General features: G+C 42.3%; 15 protein-coding genes. 8 read left to right on the forward strand and 7 right to left on the reverse strand.

All coding sequences use genetic code 11. The features are described 5' to 3' along the window. Positions 1 to 97: 97 nt before the first annotated feature. Both LGZ99_RS11360 and LGZ99_RS11365 read right to left on the reverse strand, forming a co-directional pair. Positions 98 to 724, reverse strand: a complete 627-nt coding sequence (locus tag LGZ99_RS11360) for a response regulator transcription factor (RefSeq protein ID WP_036839166.1) — start codon at positions 722 to 724, stop codon at positions 98 to 100. Continuing rightward, a complete protein-coding gene (locus tag LGZ99_RS11365; protein ID WP_036839169.1) occupies positions 724 to 2,055 on the reverse strand; it encodes a sensor histidine kinase in 1,332 nt (443 codons plus the stop codon). Before LGZ99_RS11365 ends, LGZ99_RS11360 begins: the two co-directional genes overlap by 1 nt. A gap of 724 nt (positions 2,056 to 2,779) precedes the next feature. Between LGZ99_RS11365 and LGZ99_RS11370 the strand changes: the two genes are divergently transcribed. Further along, positions 2,780 to 3,475, forward strand: coding sequence for a pirin family protein (locus LGZ99_RS11370; RefSeq protein WP_023043928.1), 696 nt, complete (start codon positions 2,780 to 2,782; stop codon positions 3,473 to 3,475). 59 nt (positions 3,476 to 3,534) lie between these two features. Here the strand turns inward: LGZ99_RS11370 and pckA are convergent, their stop codons facing one another. From pckA to LGZ99_RS11390, 4 genes are all read right to left on the reverse strand, one after another. Beyond that, on the reverse strand, positions 3,535 to 5,154 hold the full coding sequence (pckA, locus tag LGZ99_RS11375) for a phosphoenolpyruvate carboxykinase (ATP) (RefSeq protein WP_036839171.1): 1,620 nt from the start codon (positions 5,152 to 5,154) through the stop codon (positions 3,535 to 3,537). A gap of 205 nt (positions 5,155 to 5,359) precedes the next feature. Then, positions 5,360 to 6,232, reverse strand: coding sequence for an Hsp33 family molecular chaperone HslO (hslO, locus tag LGZ99_RS11380; RefSeq protein WP_036839172.1), 873 nt, complete (start codon positions 6,230 to 6,232; stop codon positions 5,360 to 5,362). 22 nt (positions 6,233 to 6,254) lie between these two features. Beyond that, positions 6,255 to 6,671 carry a ribosome-associated heat shock protein Hsp15 gene (gene hslR / locus LGZ99_RS11385; RefSeq protein WP_021323434.1) on the reverse strand — a complete coding sequence of 139 codons (417 nt, stop codon included), beginning with the start codon at positions 6,669 to 6,671 and terminating at the stop codon, positions 6,255 to 6,257. Between the two features lie 57 nt (positions 6,672 to 6,728). Then, complete coding sequence (locus LGZ99_RS11390; RefSeq protein ID WP_036839175.1) at positions 6,729 to 8,843, reverse strand: IgaA/UmoB family intracellular growth attenuator; 2,115 nt, start codon at positions 8,841 to 8,843, stop codon at positions 6,729 to 6,731. Between the two features lie 478 nt (positions 8,844 to 9,321). Here LGZ99_RS11390 and nudE point away from each other — a divergent pair, with 478 nt between their 5' ends. After that, positions 9,322 to 9,870 (forward strand): ADP compounds hydrolase NudE, encoded by a 549-nt coding sequence (nudE, locus tag LGZ99_RS11395; RefSeq protein ID WP_036839178.1) that lies wholly within the window; start codon positions 9,322 to 9,324, stop codon positions 9,868 to 9,870. 43 nt (positions 9,871 to 9,913) lie between these two features. Here nudE and mrcA read toward each other — a convergent pair whose 3' ends face one another. Beyond that, entirely contained in the window at positions 9,914 to 12,442 is a 2,529-nt protein-coding gene (gene mrcA, locus LGZ99_RS11400; RefSeq protein WP_036839181.1) for a peptidoglycan glycosyltransferase/peptidoglycan DD-transpeptidase MrcA, read from the reverse strand. Between the two features lie 119 nt (positions 12,443 to 12,561). Here mrcA and pilM point away from each other — a divergent pair, with 119 nt between their 5' ends. From pilM to aroB, 6 genes are all read left to right on the forward strand, one after another. Continuing rightward, positions 12,562 to 13,392, forward strand: a complete 831-nt coding sequence (pilM, locus tag LGZ99_RS11405; protein WP_021323436.1) for a type IV pilus biogenesis protein PilM — start codon at positions 12,562 to 12,564, stop codon at positions 13,390 to 13,392. Further along, entirely contained in the window at positions 13,389 to 13,943 is a 555-nt protein-coding gene (locus LGZ99_RS11410) for a PilN domain-containing protein (protein ID WP_031280606.1), read from the forward strand. The genes pilM and LGZ99_RS11410 overlap by 4 nt, the downstream gene beginning before the upstream one ends. Further along, positions 13,930 to 14,475: a hypothetical protein gene (locus LGZ99_RS11415; protein WP_036839183.1), complete on the forward strand. Its 546-nt coding sequence runs from the start codon at positions 13,930 to 13,932 to the stop codon at positions 14,473 to 14,475. Before LGZ99_RS11410 ends, LGZ99_RS11415 begins: the two co-directional genes overlap by 14 nt. Continuing rightward, the gene (gene pilQ / locus LGZ99_RS11420; RefSeq protein ID WP_023043933.1) at positions 14,468 to 15,502 is read left to right on the forward strand and encodes a type IV pilus secretin PilQ; all 1,035 of its coding nucleotides are present in this window, start codon (positions 14,468 to 14,470) and stop codon (positions 15,500 to 15,502) included. Before LGZ99_RS11415 ends, pilQ begins: the two co-directional genes overlap by 8 nt. A gap of 602 nt (positions 15,503 to 16,104) precedes the next feature. Further along, positions 16,105 to 16,626, forward strand: coding sequence for a shikimate kinase AroK (aroK, locus tag LGZ99_RS11425; RefSeq protein ID WP_011144496.1), 522 nt, complete (start codon positions 16,105 to 16,107; stop codon positions 16,624 to 16,626). A 46-nt stretch (positions 16,627 to 16,672) separates the two neighbouring features. After that, positions 16,673 to 17,773 carry a 3-dehydroquinate synthase gene (gene aroB, locus LGZ99_RS11430; RefSeq protein WP_021323440.1) on the forward strand — a complete coding sequence of 367 codons (1,101 nt, stop codon included), beginning with the start codon at positions 16,673 to 16,675 and terminating at the stop codon, positions 17,771 to 17,773. Positions 17,774 to 17,810: the final 37 nt, after the last annotated feature.

Below are 17,810 nucleotides of genomic sequence, written 5' to 3' on the forward strand. Positions count from 1 at the left end.
AAACCTCATTAAGTTGGTAAATTATTCCCCTCTAACTTAATGAGATTTATAGACTGTATCTATTAGGTTGATTACTTATCCTGCTTAGTATAAATACTTAGCCATAAGATAATGACTTAAATAGTTCATACTCTTTTACTAATTGTGGTAAAGAGTGTATATCTAATTTATGAAATATATTAGCCCGATGAGCTTCAATTGTCCGTGGAGATAATACCAGTTGTTGAGCAATTTGCTTACTGGTTTTACCCTCCAGGATAATTGCCATCACCTCGTTTTCACGCTCGGATAACTGGCTGAATTTAGCTTTCAACTGCTCATATATCCGACGTTGCTTAAATATTTTCTGATGAAGTGATAATGCACTTGAAACTGTTTCAATCAATAAATCTGCATCAATAGGTTTAGTTAAAAATTCAAAGGCGCCGTTTTTAAAAGCACGGCGACAAATGTCAATATTTCCGTGTCCTGTCATAATAATCACCGGCAATGTATTGTTAAGCTTTAGAAGTTCATCCTGTAACGTCAACCCAGGTTTTCCCGGCATACGAATATCCAATAAAATACATCCCTGAAGCGCTGAAATATTTGTCTTATCAATTTCATCAAGAAATTCTTGAGCGCCAGGAAATGAAATTACCGACCAATTCATTGTTTCTAACAACATAGATATTGAATCACGAATCGCGTCATCATCATCAATGAGATAAATCACTGCTGCCATTACTCCTCCTTACCTTTATTGACGGGTAACCAAATAATAAAACGAGCACCGCCCGTTTCACAATTTTCAGCACGAATATCACCACCAAGTTTCTGAATTAATGTCTCTGTTAAAGTCATACCTAACCCTATTCCCTGCTGGCGTGTTGTAAAGAATGGAATAAAGATGTTTTTCAAAACCTCATCACTTAATCCTGGTCCACTATCTGTAATCACGATTTTTATCATTTCGTCAGCGCAGGTGATATCAATGCAGATCCAATTCTGATGGTTTGTGTGATCTTGTTGCGCCTGAATTGCATTACTGATTAAATTATGGAATATCTGTTCTACCCATAATGGTTCGGCGAATATCATGGGTAAATCATCATAAATATGTTTGATGATCTTTATCCTCCCCGCTTTTATTTCATTTTCGAGCAATATTTCAACCCGACCTAATATCGATAGAATATTTACAGCCTGTAATACAATACTACCCGTCGTCAGCTTTTGACGGTATTGCGTTAATAAATTTGCGATACGTTGAGTTTGCAGGATTGATGAGTCCAGTATTGAAGTGATTTTATCATATTGCTGCTTTCTCATTAGCCGCAGTGCGGTTTGATTATAACTCATAATCGCCGTCAAAGGCTGGTTTAACTCATGAACAATGCCTGTTGCCACTTCATCCATGGTATTCAAACGGGTGAATTCAAAGAAATGTGCCCGTAAATCAGAAATTTTCCTCAATCTCTTATTTTTCTGAATTAAAAAGATAAAACAGATAATCACCGCCCATAAGAAACTGAGACAAGTAATATAACCCCACGGCAGTTGCGACCATTGTTGATTATTACTAGCTTTAAGCACGAAAGGCTGAAAACGACTGGTCAGCTTTTTCTCCCAGTTCCAAAAATGCTGTTCTTTCTCCGGCCCATATGTAATCAATGGATGGTTATTCCAATCCAGTTGTACCGATCGAAATTGTGACAATAATGATAATTTCTTCATAAGGATATTGAGATCAATCAATAATCGGATACTGTTGTTTGTACTATTAAGCCAATATCTTCCATCTCCCTCTTCACTGATTACAGGAAATATCAACACATTCACCGGAATCTCCTGTAATCCAATGATTTGCGGAAAATTTTCCTGTAACTGCTCTAATCCGATATTCGCATCCATCAGCGATATAATGGCATCATGCTGTGCAAGCTTTTCACTCAATTCCCGATAAAGTATATTAAATGAAACAGTCTGTTGTTGATAATTTTGTTCTAATGAATGATTAATCATTCCCCAAGCAGTCAAAACTGTTAACACGATCCACGCAAAAAAATGCCACATATGATTACCGAAAGGATATATTTCATGATGTTAAGATGTAGTAAGAATATATAAATGAAACAACTATCAGAGCAAACGAATTCAGGGTGAATTGGATTTTAGATAACGTTTGTAATTTAGTGTCACACTAAAATTCATTACAACGTAATTATTTCATCAAAAATTCCTCAAAAAAGTAGTTGGCTACGGTAATGTCAAATTCTAGCTTTTTCATTTTAACTGAGCATTTTTTAGCCATTAATAAAATAATTTCGATAGATGAATACTGGATAAGCGTTTACGGCGGTTTTTACTAAGACTCTTAATATCATGTCAAATTTCCTGAATAATTTAAGACAATCATTTAGCAAATCGATTAAATGAGATGATTTTCGCTCCCTTAGGCATTCCTCAGCACTCACAAAAATACTGATATTTATCAATCATTTAAATTAAATTCCACAATTATTCCATATTTGACCAGAAAAAACACTTTACAATCGATAGTGATAATTATTATCATTCGTATCGCTTTCAGATGAACCGCCTTCAGGGTAAGGATGAAAGCACGACATTGCTCACATTGCTTCCAGTGTTTACTTTAGCCAGCCGGGTGCTGGCTTTTTTTTTATTGATCAATCCGGTTTTTATATTTTCAAAATATTTGAACAATTAGGTTAGGTTTTTAGACTTTTATGTTATCTCTTCTCAACTAGACTATAAAAACCATTGAGGAGATTTGAATATGATCTATTTACGCAAAGCATCAGATCGCGGCCACGCCAATCATGGCTGGCTAGATAGCTGGCATACCTTCTCATTTGCCAACTATTACGACGCCAATTTTTTGAATTTTTCAGCGCTGAGAGTGATTAATGAAGATTTCATCGAAGCAGGTCAAGGCTTTGGTACCCATCCACATAATAATATGGAAATACTGACCTATGTACTTTCCGGTGCAGTTGAACATCAGGATAGTATGGGAAATAAAGAGCAAGTACCCGCCGGTGAATTCCAAATTATGAGTGCAGGTACCGGTATTCGTCATTCAGAATATAACCCGAACAGTGATCGCCAATTGCACCTGTATCAAATCTGGATTACCCCAGACAAAACCGGCTTGGCACCGCGTTACGAGCAGCGACGTTTTGATGATGTGCAAGGTCGCCAGTTAGTGCTCTCTCCCGATGCGCGGGATGGCTCACTAAAAGTCTTCCAAAACATGACCTTGTGGCGCTGGGTACTGAAACGTCATGAAACTTCCGAATATCTTACAGAGAATGGCCGTCATATCTGGATACAAGTGGTACGTGGAGAAGTGACTGTTAATGGTGTGCAAGCAATCACCAGCGATGGTCTGGCGATCAGGGATGAAACCCATCTTCAACTTAACGCCGGTGATGATAGTGAAATATTGCTGTTTGACCTTCCTGCGGCATAAATCCCCAATAAACCTCACCCATACGGATGAGGTTTATTTATACAAGAAGAAACTCACAATTACAGTTTAGGACCCGCTTTTACTAACGCTTCTCCTGCTGGGGTATCCGTGTATTTATCAAAGTTATCGACAAAACGATGTGCCAGATCTTTCGCCTTCTCTTCCCACTGAGATTTATCTGCATAAGTATCACGTGGATCAAGAATATCGGTATCAACACCAGGCAACGCAGTCGGCACCGCCAGATCGAAGATAGGTAATGTAATGGTGTCAGCTTCCTCAATATCACCACTCAGGATGGCGTCAATGATTCCACGGGTATCCTTAATAGAGATTCGTTTACCCGTCCCATTCCAGCCAGTATTCACTAAATAAGCCTTGGCACCTGCGGCCTGCATGCGTTTTACCAAAACTTCCGCGTATTGAGTTGGATGCAGACTTAGGAAGGCAGCGCCGAAACAGGCAGAGAACGTTGGTGTTGGTTCGGTGACACCGCGTTCTGTACCAGCCAGTTTTGCCGTGAAGCCAGACAAGAAATGATATTGAGTCTGCTCCGGTGTCAGGCGGGATACCGGAGGCAACACACCAAACGCATCTGCCGTCAGAAAAATGACCTTGGTCGCGTGACCTGCTTTGGAAACCGGCTTAACAATGTTTTCAATATGGTAGATAGGATAAGAAACACGGGTGTTTTCAGTTTTTGAACCATCATTGAAATCAACCGTGCCATCTGCTAGTACCGTCACGTTTTCCAGCAATGCATCACGTTTGATCGCATTGTAGATATCAGGTTCTGCTTCTCTGGATAGATTGATGGTTTTCGCGTAACAGCCACCTTCAAAGTTGAATACGCCGTCATCATCCCAACCGTGTTCATCGTCACCAATCAGTTTACGTTTTGGATCAGTAGAAAGCGTGGTTTTACCTGTACCTGATAAGCCGAAGAAGATAGCAACATCGCCTTTCTCACCAACGTTGGCAGAACAGTGCATTGAAGCAATGCCTTTTAATGGCAACAGGTAGTTCATCATTGAGAACATCCCTTTCTTCATTTCACCGCCGTACCAGGTACCACCGATAAGCTGCATACGCTCTGTCAGGTTGAACGCGACAAAGTTTTCAGAATTCAAACCCTGCTCTTGCCATTGTGGGTTAGTGCATTTTGCACCGTTCATTACAATAAAGTCTGGTTTGAATCCGGCCAACTCTTCATCTGAGGGGCGGATAAACATGTTCTTAACGAAATGAGCCTGCCATGCAACTTCTGTAATAAAACGGACTTTTAGGCGTGTATCTGCATTCGCACCACAGAAAGCATCGACAATAAACAAACGTTTGCCTGAAAGCTGTTGAGTAACCAGACCTTTCAGATGTGTCCATGTTTCCTGTTGCAATGGCTTGTTATCATTCTTGCCTTTTCCCTGGTCAGCCCACCATACGGTGTCACGGGTAATATCATCACGGACAATATACTTATCCTTGGGGGAACGACCAGTGAAGATCCCCGTATCGACAGCCACAGCGCCCAGGTTGGTCAAAGTGCCACTCTCGTAACCTTCCAGTGAAGGTTTGGTTTCTTCTAAAAATAACAGCTCATAGCTTGGGTTATAAACAATCTCACTAACATCATGGATTCCATAGTCCGCGAGTTCCTGCGGGGTAATGCCTTTAACACTCATGTTATTGCTCCTGGGTCCTGGATAGTCACACTTTTTCTGTGAGCAATAATAAATAGTTATGATTAATTAACAGCGATTGTTATCAAAAAATTGAAAACCTATCATTTTTTTAGGGGTAATCTGAAACGAAAAGCACGAAAGAAGCCTTTGAATATTATGGATATTGATAGAAAGGCGCGGATCCGCGCCCTAAAACAGATGGATATTAATGTAACCGGCTCTTTTTTTCTGACCTGATTCCAACGATATCATCAGCATCAAAAATATAGTGTGTACCGCAGTATTCACACTCCATATTGATGTTGCCATCTTTCTGCAAAATATGATTAACATCCTCATCGGAAAGTGTGACTAACGTGTCAGCACAACGTTGACGAGAGCAAGTACAGCGGAATTCAACGGCTTGCGGCTCATATAATACAACATCCTCTTCATGATAAAGACGATGCAAGATCTCTTTAACTTCCAGTGAAAATAGCTCTTCACCTTTAATGGTTGCAGTAAGCTGTACCAGATGATCAAATACGTCTGCACTACCTTGATCCCCGGCTGGCAAAATCTGTAGCAACATACCGCCGGCAGCAATACTTCCATCCTGAATACCGGTACGGATAAACAGACAGGTTGGTAACTGTTCAGACTGTCTGAAATAATCATCCAAACATTCCGCCAGCGTTTCACCTTCCAATGCAACGACACCCTGATAGCGCTCACCATGAGTTGGTGTAATAGTAATGACCATATAGCCTGTGCCAACCATCTGCTTCAAGCTGCTATTTTCAGCAACTAATCCGTCAATACGGGCGACACCGCGCATTTGTTGCTGATGATTACCATTAATGACAGCCAGTTTTACCGGGCCATCTCCCTGAATTTGAACAGTAATATCACCATCAAATTTCAGTGTCGCCGTTAATAAACTGGTTGCTACCAATAGTTCTCCCAATAATTGCTGTACCGGCTGCGGGTAATCATGATTTTCCAGAATATGCTGGTAAGTTTCACTGGCTAAAACCAGCTCACCACGTACAGAATAATTCTCAAACAAAAAGCGGTGTAATTGGTCTTGTTTAAACATAAATATCTCTCACTGGAGCAGATTATTCCTGCTCACTTAATTTGGTGTTTTTGAACTTAATCAGCGTGCGTCTTTCTTTTTTATCCGGCCGGCGATCAGGATGAGGCATAGTTAATGCGTTCATTTTACGGGCTATTGCTATTTTTTCCCGGTTAGCAATACTTTCTTCAGTCTCCCGGTAAAGTTGTTGAGCTTCCGGTGCACCGCGCCGATGGCTGCTTAACGCAAGAACTTCAATAGTACGTTCATCATTACCCTGACGCAGTTTAATTTCAGCTCCGGGTTCAACCACTTTACTCGGTTTACTTCGTTGACCATTATAGTGAACTTTACCGCCATCTATCATTTCCCGTGCCATAGCCCGTGTTTTATAAAAGCGGGCAGCCCACAGCCATTTATCCAGACGGACAGCTTGATTGGAGTCTGAATTATCTTTCATTTTTTTCTCCCAATATCAGCTCCGGCAAAAAAGCCAAGCCTAACACACCATTGCTGATTATCGCCAATGTGTAGGTGGGAAAGCCGTATCAAAACAGCTATCGTAATACTGCCTGATTTTGCTTAGACGTTGTTTGTTTTGCCGGTTTTTCTTAACAGCTAACACCAAATTAATGACCAAAATCGCCAAAAGCACCAAGAGTAAAAGCGTTGTGCCAATACAACGGATCAGCGTCATGGAATCCAGTGCACTATGTAATACAATCCGGCGGATTCCATTAGTATCTACGGACAATTCTGTAATAATTCCTACTGTCTCAAATGGTGTTTGCAACACCGTATCCGATAACCGCTGTAACTCACGCCATTGTTCTAACGCGCTATGGTCATAAGAAACAATTGCCGGCGTGATATATTCAACCAGCTGTTTACCTTCCTCACTGATCAGCAGAACACCGCCCGGAGAAGGGCTATTAAGTAGGATTGCTATTTTATCTATTTCCCGGTAGATAAATGACGATGTAGTCGCATCAACCAGCTTTCCCAGCGCTTCAGCCCCCGCTGGACGCAATAAAACATGGATATCATCAAACTTGCCATCTTCTGTATTCTTTAACAAAGTTGTCCAATCATTGGCGCTACCCAGGTTAACCAAAGCATTCTTCAATCGGAAGCAGTCTACTTCTTTTCCACATAATTTATTAGTTTTCAATATGATATCAGGAAAATCATCCAATAAAATCATACCAGATTTGGCAATCTCCTGAGCAAGACCTGAATTAATCACATCGCTATTTTCCTGTAGACGTAATTGCTTATTAACGGTTGCAATCAGTTTAGCCGCATTTTTTATAACTTCTGATTCTTGGATTGGCAGTGAATGAGTACTATTCCAATATATCCCTGAGCAATCGAATGGAGAAAAATAAGTGTTTCCTTTGCCGTTCATATTATTTGGCGGCATATAACACATACCAACCCCTTTTGCTTTCAGGATATCCCCGACCCGCAACGCCATCTCTTTCATCGTATTCGCATCAGTGACAACCTTTGTGCTGCTACCACGCAACCAGGCAAAACTGAGTTTCATTGGTACACTAACCGGCTGATAAAAATAGAGCAGCAGCATAATAAGCAAGCTGCCACCAATCATTATTAGATTTTTCCCATAACGATGATAAGGGTAATTTTTCTCCTCATTGTGCAAAGAGAGATAATGCCCTTGCCTGACTACCTGGCCGTTAGTGTAAATATCGATATTGGTTTTCTGATCAAGATCGCAGGTAACATAAGATTCCCAATGAGGTGGGTAAATTAAATCAATCCCACCAAGAGAAATATTACTCATTTGCCCTTGTTCAAATTCTCCAAATAATCCCCACCGTTTTGGTATACCGGTAAAACAGTGAATATCCTCGCGCCTGCGTCTTGAAGACGGACAGAACAACGGCCAAAAGCTGACAGCCATTAAAGTACCAGCAATCAACATCAGCCACGGCAAAAACAGTATCGGTGAGAGTAACGCAAGGAACCAAATAAAAAACCCGAGACACAAGAATCCTCCCTCCCAAATACCCGATGAGTGATTCAACCGGTATTCTTCCGCTGTCTCTTTACGGATATTTTGTAATTTTATGCTGGTATCGCCATTTTTTTGGATCGACGCCTGCTGATGGGACATATCTGAAACTACTGGAGCAGAAGGAAAATCCCGTTGAAAATCTTTCAGGAAGTGACCATTAATCGAAATAACAAGTGGTATTCCCGCAGTGTGAACAACATCAATAATATTTTGTTGTTTAATAAAAGGCTCAAGGAAAAATGGCAAATGAACTTCTGCCATATCAATATAATAACGCCAGCTATGTGGCTCATCTGAGGCAACAGAAAACCGGGTAATGGAATTACAGATAGTATAAACCGTGTCATTTTTGTCCGTCAGAATTAACCCGCTTGTTTTATTGATACGGTCGGTTAAAACCAGTGGCAACATCTGCTTCAGATAACATTCAATGGCCTGATATTCATCAACATGAAGTTTACGATAGGTCGGGTCAGCAACAGAAGGCAGATAACGGGCGTTATCATGCGGCTTCCATCTGAAAATCAGAAAAGAAGCCATTATAATCAGGCTAATTATCAAGATAGCCAATATAACGGCTGTTGAGTTCATTTTTTCCCCATATCCATGACAATATCGCTATTGTTGCTTGCAAAATAGTAACCGCTCGTTCAGTTCTGAATCAGGTTCTTTCTATCTGTTTTTTTAATTTATTTTACAACAAGTTATATAATCACCCGCTGAACTATCTATACCCAATAGATTTCAAGTTGCAGCGCGGCGGCAAGAGAACGCATCCCCAGGAGCATAGATAACTATGTGACTGGGGTAAGTGAACGCAGCCAACAAAGCAGCAACTTGAAAGATGAAGGGTATATAACACAGATCTATTTCCAAAGAGGATAAAGATAACAGTAACAACGATGACAAGCGATAATCACTATCATTTATCAAAATAATCGGCCATATTTAGTCAAGCTATGGAGTGTACCTAATTTCATCATAAAACCTAAGGTTAATGAAATAATTTATGACGTAATAATGCACAGACACTCAAATCAACCAAATATTAATGCCATCAGGGGCAACTATGAATGACCAGAAAAACCCTAAAATCCTGAACATAGAGAACATTGCCCATTCACGTTTATTTCATATTCAGTCAGTCGATCTCGAATTCAGTAACGGTGTAAAACGTGTTTATGAACGGATGCGTCCAGCAACCCGGGAAGCGGTTTTAATCGTCCCGGTCATTGGGGATGAATTAATACTTATCCGTGAATACGCAGTAGGTATTGAGCAATACGAATTAGGCTTTCCCAAAGGCGCTATCGACTCTGGTGAAAGTATCCTTGAAGCGGCTAACCGTGAATTAAAAGAAGAAATCGGTTTTGGCGCCAGAAAAATAGAGCAATTAGCCAAACTTACTATGGCTCCGTCCTATTTTTCCAGCAAAATGAACATTGTTATTGCCGAAAATCTCTATCCGGAAAGCTTGGAAGGGGATGAGCCTGAACCATTGCCGCAAATACGTTGGCCAATAGCCGATATGATGTCATTGCTGGATCACGCTGATTTCAACGAAGCGCGAAATGTCTGCGCCCTGTTTTTGGCGCAAAAACACTTATACCATCGTTGAAGTTAACAGGCACAACGGATTTCCCGTTGTGCCTGATTTATTATCAGAATAGCTCCTGACTTTCACCATTCTCGATCAACGTTGTGCCAACTTCCTGCACCGCACTCTCTGTAGGTTGAGTTCCGTCAATGAAATATTCACTGCGGGTATCACCACCACCGCCAGCAAGTTTACCTGTTTTACGATCTATCACGACGGAAACAACCCCCGGAGGGGCGGCTACTTCTTTTTCAGGAACACCCTCTAGTGCAATTTTCATAAAATCATCCCAAATTGGCTGCGCACTCTTAGCACCTGCCTCACCACCACTGGCTGCTGTACGACCAAGGCTTCTACGGTGATCGTCAAAACCAATCCAGACGGTCGTCACAATATCCGGCCCATAACCAGAAAACCAGGCATCCTTTGAACTGTTGGTTGTCCCAGTTTTACCACCAATATCACGACGTTTCAGATCACGCGAGGCACGCCACCCTGTACCGCTCCAACCTGGCTCACCAAAAATATTGGTATTCAAAGCATCATGGATCAGAAATGCCAAAGGGGTACTGATAACGTGAGGAGCATATTTTTGCCCATCTTCACTACCGTCAACTACCGGAACTTTCTCTAACTCAGGCAGCGGTAATATCTCCTGCTGCCCAACCTGAGATTGAGCCACATTTTCAATCGAATTTTCAGAAAGTTCGATTGAACGCACAGTATCACCATAAATCACCGGAATATCGCACTGTGGACACGCAATCTTAGGTTTCGCCTCAAACAGGATATCCCTATCTTCATTTTCAATTCTGGTAATGAAGTAAGGATCTATCAAATAGCCGCCATTAGACATGACCGAATACCCACGCACTATTTGCATTGGTGTAAATGATGGGGATCCCAAAGCCAGAGATTCTGTACGAACAATATTTTGTGCCAGGAAGCCAAACCGTTGCAGGTAATCAGCGGCATAATCAACCCCCATCGCACGCATTGCCCGAACCATTACAGCATTCTTCGATTGCCCTAATCCCTGACGCAAACGAATTGGCCCCGCATACGTTGGCGGGGAATTTTTCGGGCGCCAGTCAGTACCAGCGCCCGCATCCCAGCGGCTGATTGGCAGGTCATTAAGCAACGAAGCCAGCGTCAGCCCTTTATCCATCGCAGCGGTATAGAGAAACGGTTTAATATTGGAACCAATCTGACGTAATGACTGCGTAACCCGGTTAAACTTACTTAAGCTGAAATCGAACCCACCCACCAGCGCTTTTACAGCGCCATCATTAGGATCAATAGAAACCAAAGCCGCATTAACTTCCGGCATTTGTGACAACCACCAGATATCTTTTACTTTCCGAACCCAAACCTGTTCACCAGCCTGAACCACTTCATTCACACTACGTGGAACTGCACCCTGCACACTATCAGATTTGAATTTTCTGGCCCAACGGACACCCGCCATCGGCAATTCTGCACTGCTGCCATCAACCAGCATCACCGTCGCTTGATCAGCTCCCGTGCTGGTCACAACCGCCGGCATTAACGGCCCATAATTTGGCAGAGCCTTAAGCTTCTTAATAATCTGTTCCCTATCCCAGGCAGGTTCACCCACTTTCCACAACACTTCCTGCGCCCCGCGATAACCATGACGCATATCGTAATCAATGATGTTATTACGCACCGCATCCGTAGCAGCCAACTGAAGCTTGCGGGTAATCGTGGTGTAAACTTTATAGCCGTCGGTATAAGCATTCTCGCCATAACGCTCAATCATGTCCTGACGTACCATCTCAGCCAAATAGGGCGCAGAAAAAGCAATCTGAGGCGCATGATAATTAGCCACCAGCTTTTCACTTCTGGCTTGGTTATATTGCTGCTGAGTAATATAGCCCTGATCGAGCATACGGCTCAGAACCACATTCCGGCGGTTAATCGCCCGGCTATAAGAATAAAGCGGGTTAAAAGTAGAAGGGGCTTTTGGCAGACCGGCAATCATGGCCATCTCACTCAATGTCAACTCATTTATATTCTTACCAAAATAAACCTGAGCCGCAGCCCCGACACCATAAGCCCGGTAACCGAGATAAATTTTATTGAGATAGAGTTCAAGGATCTCATCTTTATTCAGTAACTGCTCAATCCTGACAGCCAGAAAAGCTTCCTTGATTTTACGCATCAATGTCTTCTCAGGACTGAGAAAGAAATTTCTCGCCAATTGCTGAGTAATGGTACTGGCCCCTTGAGAAGCACGGCCTGAAGTCATCGCCACAGACGCCGCCCGGATAATTCCTATAGGATCAACGCCATGATGTTCATAAAAACGACTGTCCTCCGTTGCAATAAATGCCTTCACCATAACAGGTGGAATTTCGGACAGAGTAAGAGGCATACGGCGCTTCTCACCATACTGAGCAATAAGCTCTCCATCCGCACTGAACACCTGCATTGGTGTCTGTAATCGAACATCTTTTAATGTCGCCACATCAGGTAACTGAGGCTCGATATATTTGTACATGCCAAAAATCGAGGCTGTTCCCAGAAAAATGCAACTCACGACAAAGATTAAAAAATACTTTACGAACTTCACCTGAAATTTCCCATGCCACGTTAGTTGGGTGGTTTATAAACAATCGGCGCGTAGTATAAAGGTTACACAGCACCTTGAATATGGTCTTTTATTAAAATTACTGATATGGAGATCGTCATATGTACTCACCAAAGTGGTATGTCGGCCTGGACATCCAAAATGGAGCCATTCGTGCCGTCGCAGCCATAAAACGCCGTAGTGGCTGGCAGCTTCACCACTGCTGGCAATATCTTTTATCTGATGCAGTTATGCCAGAAGGTCGTTTACAGCGGCCAGAGATATTATGCGATATATTAAATCAATGGCGTCAAAAATTACCCAAAAAAATCAGTTTCAGACTCGCCTTACCTGTACAGCAAACATTGCAGCGGAATCTGACGTTACCTTCAGATATCACTCTTAAAGAGCCGGAACAAGGCTGGTTTATCAATGCCAGCGCCGAAAAACAATTTCCCTTTAACACCCGAGAACTGGCTCTGGATTACCGTATTATCGAGCAAAACGCCTATATCAGCGCAGCCCGTCAGAAAGATCTGGATATCTGGCTACAGTGCCTTGCACAAGCAGAAATCTTCCCAGACGCCATTGATATTGCCCCCTGTGCACTACGCTATATAGCGCAATATGCTGGCGTTCCGGCTGATAGCTGGCTACTGCACCGGCAACAATCCAGTTGGTTATGGGTATCTCCTGCCAATGCACCCTTTGCTTATGATTTAGTATCAGCAAATACCGCAACTTCTCCACTACAGGTTATTAGCCAATTACCGGCCTCATCCATAACTAAAAAGAATATTTATTACAGCAGCTACCAACAAGAAACGCTGCCTGAAGGAACTTACTCCTGGGATATGCTGGCAGCATTCCGTCACTATCAACCACCGCTCCCGGTTCAACTGATGGAATATGTGATAGCTGGTGGCTTGGCACTCAGACCGGATGATAAATGATGTATCAGGTTAATTTTCTGCCCTGGCGACAAACCCGGCTGAAATCCCGCTATCGGTGGTGGACGATTCTTCTCCTATTGCAATTGGCGTTGTGGCTGGCAGTGCTCGTCTGGGTGTCGTTGAAACAACTGGAAACAATTAACAAGCATCAAAGACAATTACAAAAACTCAACCAGCAACAATTGCATTTACAACAACAGATAACTCAGACAGAAGAGGCGTTCAATCTTCACAACAAACTGGCCTATAAATTAAAACAACAACAAACGCGGCTGAAACAGAATCAGCAACATTTGAGATTATTCAATGAATTACCTGAGTTACTACCGGAAGGAAGTTGGCTAACCGCTTTCGATGATCATGCGGGTCAATTGAAATTGGTTGCTAACAGTCTGGATTATTCCAGTATGACATCGCTGCTGGATAATCTCGAAAACAACGGACAACTATCTGAAATTCAACTGAGAAAAATGACCACCACTGAACAGCAAATCAGGCAGTTTATTATTGATGCGAACTGGCAGACGGAGATACCCGATGATAAAAAATGACTATTTATGGTGGTTTGCCAAACCCGCCTGGCTACTCTTTATTTGGCAGCAAACTATCATCATCCTAGTCCTGATCCTGTTTTATCTTTTCTTCTGGCAAGAGAAAGCTGAACGGGAAATTGGGCTGACACAGGAAATAATCGTCCAGCAAACCAATACAAAATCAGCCAATAACCAGCTAAATCAGTTACCTCAGTTGGAAGATATACGGCAACAGATAAACCAAATTGAAAATGAACTTAACCAGCCACCACAAAACACCGTAAAAATTACCGCAGTAAAACAACTGCAACAACCGTTGATAAATTCTGGCGGGCAAATTATTGAATGGCAACGTAAAAATGAAGGAGAAAAAACGCTCTGGCAAATAACGATTTATTTAAACTATGAACAAATGCTGGATTTTCTTGATGCATTACAGGCGTTATACCCGCCGCTGCTGATCAAACAGTTTTCTGTTTCTCCATTAGGCGAATCTCTAAATGTCAAAATGACCTTGTCAGAAATCTCATATGAGGAACTTTATGACTAAAATATTTATTCTTTTTATCATTTTCCTGCCTGCTATCTGCATTGCAGAAATAAGAAACCCTTTTGCTCCACCAATAACAGAAACAGAAGAGCAACCTATTGAGTTATTTGATCAATCAGTCAATGAAGCTGAGATTCAGCACCTCTCAACAGCATTACAATATGCAGACGCAGAAAAAATTGCCCTTAATCTCAGACAAAATATACCCGCACTGATGACCAAAGAGGGTAAGGCTGATTTTGATCCTGAAACTAACAGCCTGATTTTGCAGGATAGCCCCATTGCAATCGCTCAAATAAAAAGCTGGCTGAAAGAAATAGATACACCACAACAGCAGGTGCAAATTACCGCACATATCGTAACCAGCAGCAGGGAAGCATTGCATGAACTGGGAGTCTATTGGGGGATGCCGATAGGAGATCAACTTAATACATCAACAGGTATAAACCGCCTGAATATCAACCAAGCTGCCAACGACAACATGCACCGATTTGCGTTCAATATTGCCCGCATCCATACCCGTTTGCTGGAAATGGAACTCAGCGCCTTAGAACAGGAAAACCAACTGGATATTATCGCCAGCCCAAGACTAACCGCTTCACATCAACAGTTAGCCAGCATTAAACAAGGCTCTGATATCCCCTATGTCAGTCAGGAAAAAGAGAAAAGTACCGTGCAATTTAAAGAAGCCGTACTTGGAATGGAAGTCACACCTCATATACTGAGAAAAGATAAAATCAGGCTCTCACTGAAAATCAGCCAAAACATGCCGGGAATCTCAATCAGTCAAGGTGGTGGTGAGAATTTAACCATCGACAAACAGGAAATAGTGACCCAAGTTACTGTAAAAAATGGTGAAACACTGATTCTCGGTGGAATTTTTCAACAGAAAAAAAGTGAGAAAACCCAAAAAGTGCCTTATCTATCAGACATCCCTTTGATCGGTTCATTATTTAGCCAAAAAGGTCATAAACACAGCCGACGTGAGTTGGTGATATTTATCACTCCTCAATTGATGGATATTTAATCGAATGAAAAAATATAACCACTATATCAATGATGTCGGCAACAAAAAATTCAGCAATTAGGTATGATTATGCGCAGATTTTTTCATCTAACCCTGTTTATAGATTTGACGCTGAGTCCGATTTAGCATACAAGAGTGAGCTAATTAAATAGTCGGGTTAATATCACAATAATAACCAGTGCTTCCGTTACAAGAAGCTCATCGTTGATTTATATAGTTGCAAACCTGGCTGATGTACTGAGATAATTTTCTCACCAGTCGGCCTCCAAGAAACCTCGTTCTTCAGGACGGGAAGGAAAGGAAGTGGTTTTCCCACTAACGATTAATTTTTGCATTTTTACATTTTCCTATGTAGTGTGTGACCCTATGAAACACGCATATAAAGCGCGAAATATCAAAGCTGTCAGGCTGACAGTGTTAGCCTACGGAGAGAAGGTAAGCTTGGGCTCGCGTCACTGCGAGTCAGATACGTCTCTGTGAAGTGGGAATCCTCTTCCTTTTAGGAAGAGGAGCAGTCAAGAGGGTTTCAGTTTAGGTCCCGCTGCTAATTTGATTGGCGGGGCGGGTTATCATTAACGAATAGTCTTAGTAATACCAAAAACATGGCAGAGAAACGTAATATCTTTCTGGTTGGGCCTATGGGTGCCGGCAAAAGCACTATTGGTCGTCAGTTAGCTCAGCAACTCAATATGGAGTTTTATGACTCCGATCAAGAAATTGAGCGACGTACCGGAGCTGACGTGGGCTGGGTATTCGATGTGGAAGGTGAAGAGGGCTTCCGCGAACGCGAAGAAAAAGTGATTAACGAACTCACTGAAAAACAAGGCATTGTACTGGCGACTGGCGGGGGCTCTGTTAAATCCAGAGAAACCCGTAATCGTCTGTCTGCCCGTGGTGTCGTGGTCTACTTGGAAACCACCATTGAAAAACAGTTAGCACGCACCCAGCGCGATAAAAAACGTCCTTTACTTCAAGTTGATGCACCAGCACGCGAAGTTTTAGAAAATTTAGCGAACGAACGTAATCCTCTGTATGAGGAAATAGCTGATGTCACTATCCGTACCGATGAACAAAGCGCTAAAGTTGTCGCTAACCAAATCATTGAGTTACTGGAAAAGAACTGATTCAAGCAAGTCTGTACAGCGATAAATAATAAAGGCGAAGGCTGCTATGGAAGAGATCACTGTCACTTTAGGGGAGCGTAGCTACCCAATTACTATCGCAAAAGGGTTATTTGATGATCCTTCTGCTTTTGCACCCCTAAAAGCAGGTCAGCAGGTTATGCTGGTGACGAATCAAACACTGGCTCCGTTGTATCTGGCAAAAGTAAAAGCCACTTTGCAGCTAACCGGGATTCAAGTAGATGAAGTGATTCTACCCGATGGTGAACAGTACAAATCTCTTTCCGTATTAAATGACGTATTTTCTGCTTTGCTGGAAAATAACCATAGCCGGGATACAACCCTTATCGCTCTCGGTGGCGGCGTAATCGGTGATTTAACTGGTTTTGCCGCTGCCTGTTATCAACGTGGTGTCCGTTTTATTCAGGTTCCTACCACCCTTCTTGCTCAGGTTGATTCCTCTGTTGGAGGAAAAACCGCAGTAAACCATCCTTTTGGCAAAAATATGATAGGTGCATTCTATCAGCCGGCCTCTGTGATGGTCGATCTTAATTGCCTGCAAACACTTCCAGCCCGTGAGCTTTCTTCAGGTCTGGCTGAGGTAATTAAGTACGGTATCATTCTCGACAGCGAATTCTTTAGCTGGCTTGAAAATAATATGGATAAACTGCTCAATCTTGATGACCAGGCAATGGCTTACTGCATCCGTCGTTGCTGTGAATTGAAAGCAGAAGTTGTCGCAGCAGACGAAAAAGAATTGAGTGGCCTGCGTGCCTTGCTGAATCTTGGTCATACATTTGGTCACGCAATTGAAACAGAAATGGGATATGGCGTCTGGCTGCACGGAGAAGCTGTTGCCGCAGGAATGGTTATGGCAGCAAGAGCCGCTCAATTGGCTGATAACTTCTCTGAGCAGGAGACTCAACGTATTATCCGATTGCTGGAGCGGGCAAATCTGCCTATACACGGGCCAAAAAACATGCCACCGGAAGCTTATCTCCCGCATATGATGCGAGATAAGAAAGTTATAGCAGGTAAATTACATCTGATTCTTCCGACAAAAATTGGCAAAGCTAATCTCCGTTCAGACATTGGGCATGATTGTGTCCTTGAAGCTGTCCGCCAGTGTTTACCACCTGAAAATGTGTAATTATCAATAAATTAAATGTTTTTTTGCATACATCTGG

Origin of the sequence: Photorhabdus temperata (genome assembly GCF_025384845.1) — a bacterium.
GTDB lineage: Bacteria > Pseudomonadota > Gammaproteobacteria > Enterobacterales > Enterobacteriaceae > Photorhabdus > Photorhabdus temperata.

Coding starts and splice junctions, on each gene's coding strand:
- aroK (WP_011144496.1), top strand. CDS start 16,105: ATGGCAGAGAAACGTAATATCTTTCTGGTTGGGCCTATGGGTGCCGGC.
- LGZ99_RS11415 (WP_036839183.1), top strand. CDS start 13,930: ATGATAAAAAATGACTATTTATGGTGGTTTGCCAAACCCGCCTGGCTA.
- LGZ99_RS11360 (WP_036839166.1), bottom strand. CDS start 724: ATGGCAGCAGTGATTTATCTCATTGATGATGATGACGCGATTCGTGAT.
- pckA (WP_036839171.1), bottom strand. CDS start 5,154: ATGAGTGTTAAAGGCATTACCCCGCAGGAACTCGCGGACTATGGAATC.
- hslO (WP_036839172.1), bottom strand. CDS start 6,232: ATGTTTAAACAAGACCAATTACACCGCTTTTTGTTTGAGAATTATTCT.
- LGZ99_RS11365 (WP_036839169.1), bottom strand. CDS start 2,055: ATGTGGCATTTTTTTGCGTGGATCGTGTTAACAGTTTTGACTGCTTGG.
- LGZ99_RS11410 (WP_031280606.1), top strand. CDS start 13,389: ATGATGTATCAGGTTAATTTTCTGCCCTGGCGACAAACCCGGCTGAAA.
- hslR (WP_021323434.1), bottom strand. CDS start 6,671: ATGAAAGATAATTCAGACTCCAATCAAGCTGTCCGTCTGGATAAATGG.
- aroB (WP_021323440.1), top strand. CDS start 16,673: ATGGAAGAGATCACTGTCACTTTAGGGGAGCGTAGCTACCCAATTACT.
- pilQ (WP_023043933.1), top strand. CDS start 14,468: ATGACTAAAATATTTATTCTTTTTATCATTTTCCTGCCTGCTATCTGC.
- pilM (WP_021323436.1), top strand. CDS start 12,562: ATGTACTCACCAAAGTGGTATGTCGGCCTGGACATCCAAAATGGAGCC.
- nudE (WP_036839178.1), top strand. CDS start 9,322: ATGAATGACCAGAAAAACCCTAAAATCCTGAACATAGAGAACATTGCC.
- LGZ99_RS11390 (WP_036839175.1), bottom strand. CDS start 8,843: ATGAACTCAACAGCCGTTATATTGGCTATCTTGATAATTAGCCTGATT.
- LGZ99_RS11370 (WP_023043928.1), top strand. CDS start 2,780: ATGATCTATTTACGCAAAGCATCAGATCGCGGCCACGCCAATCATGGC.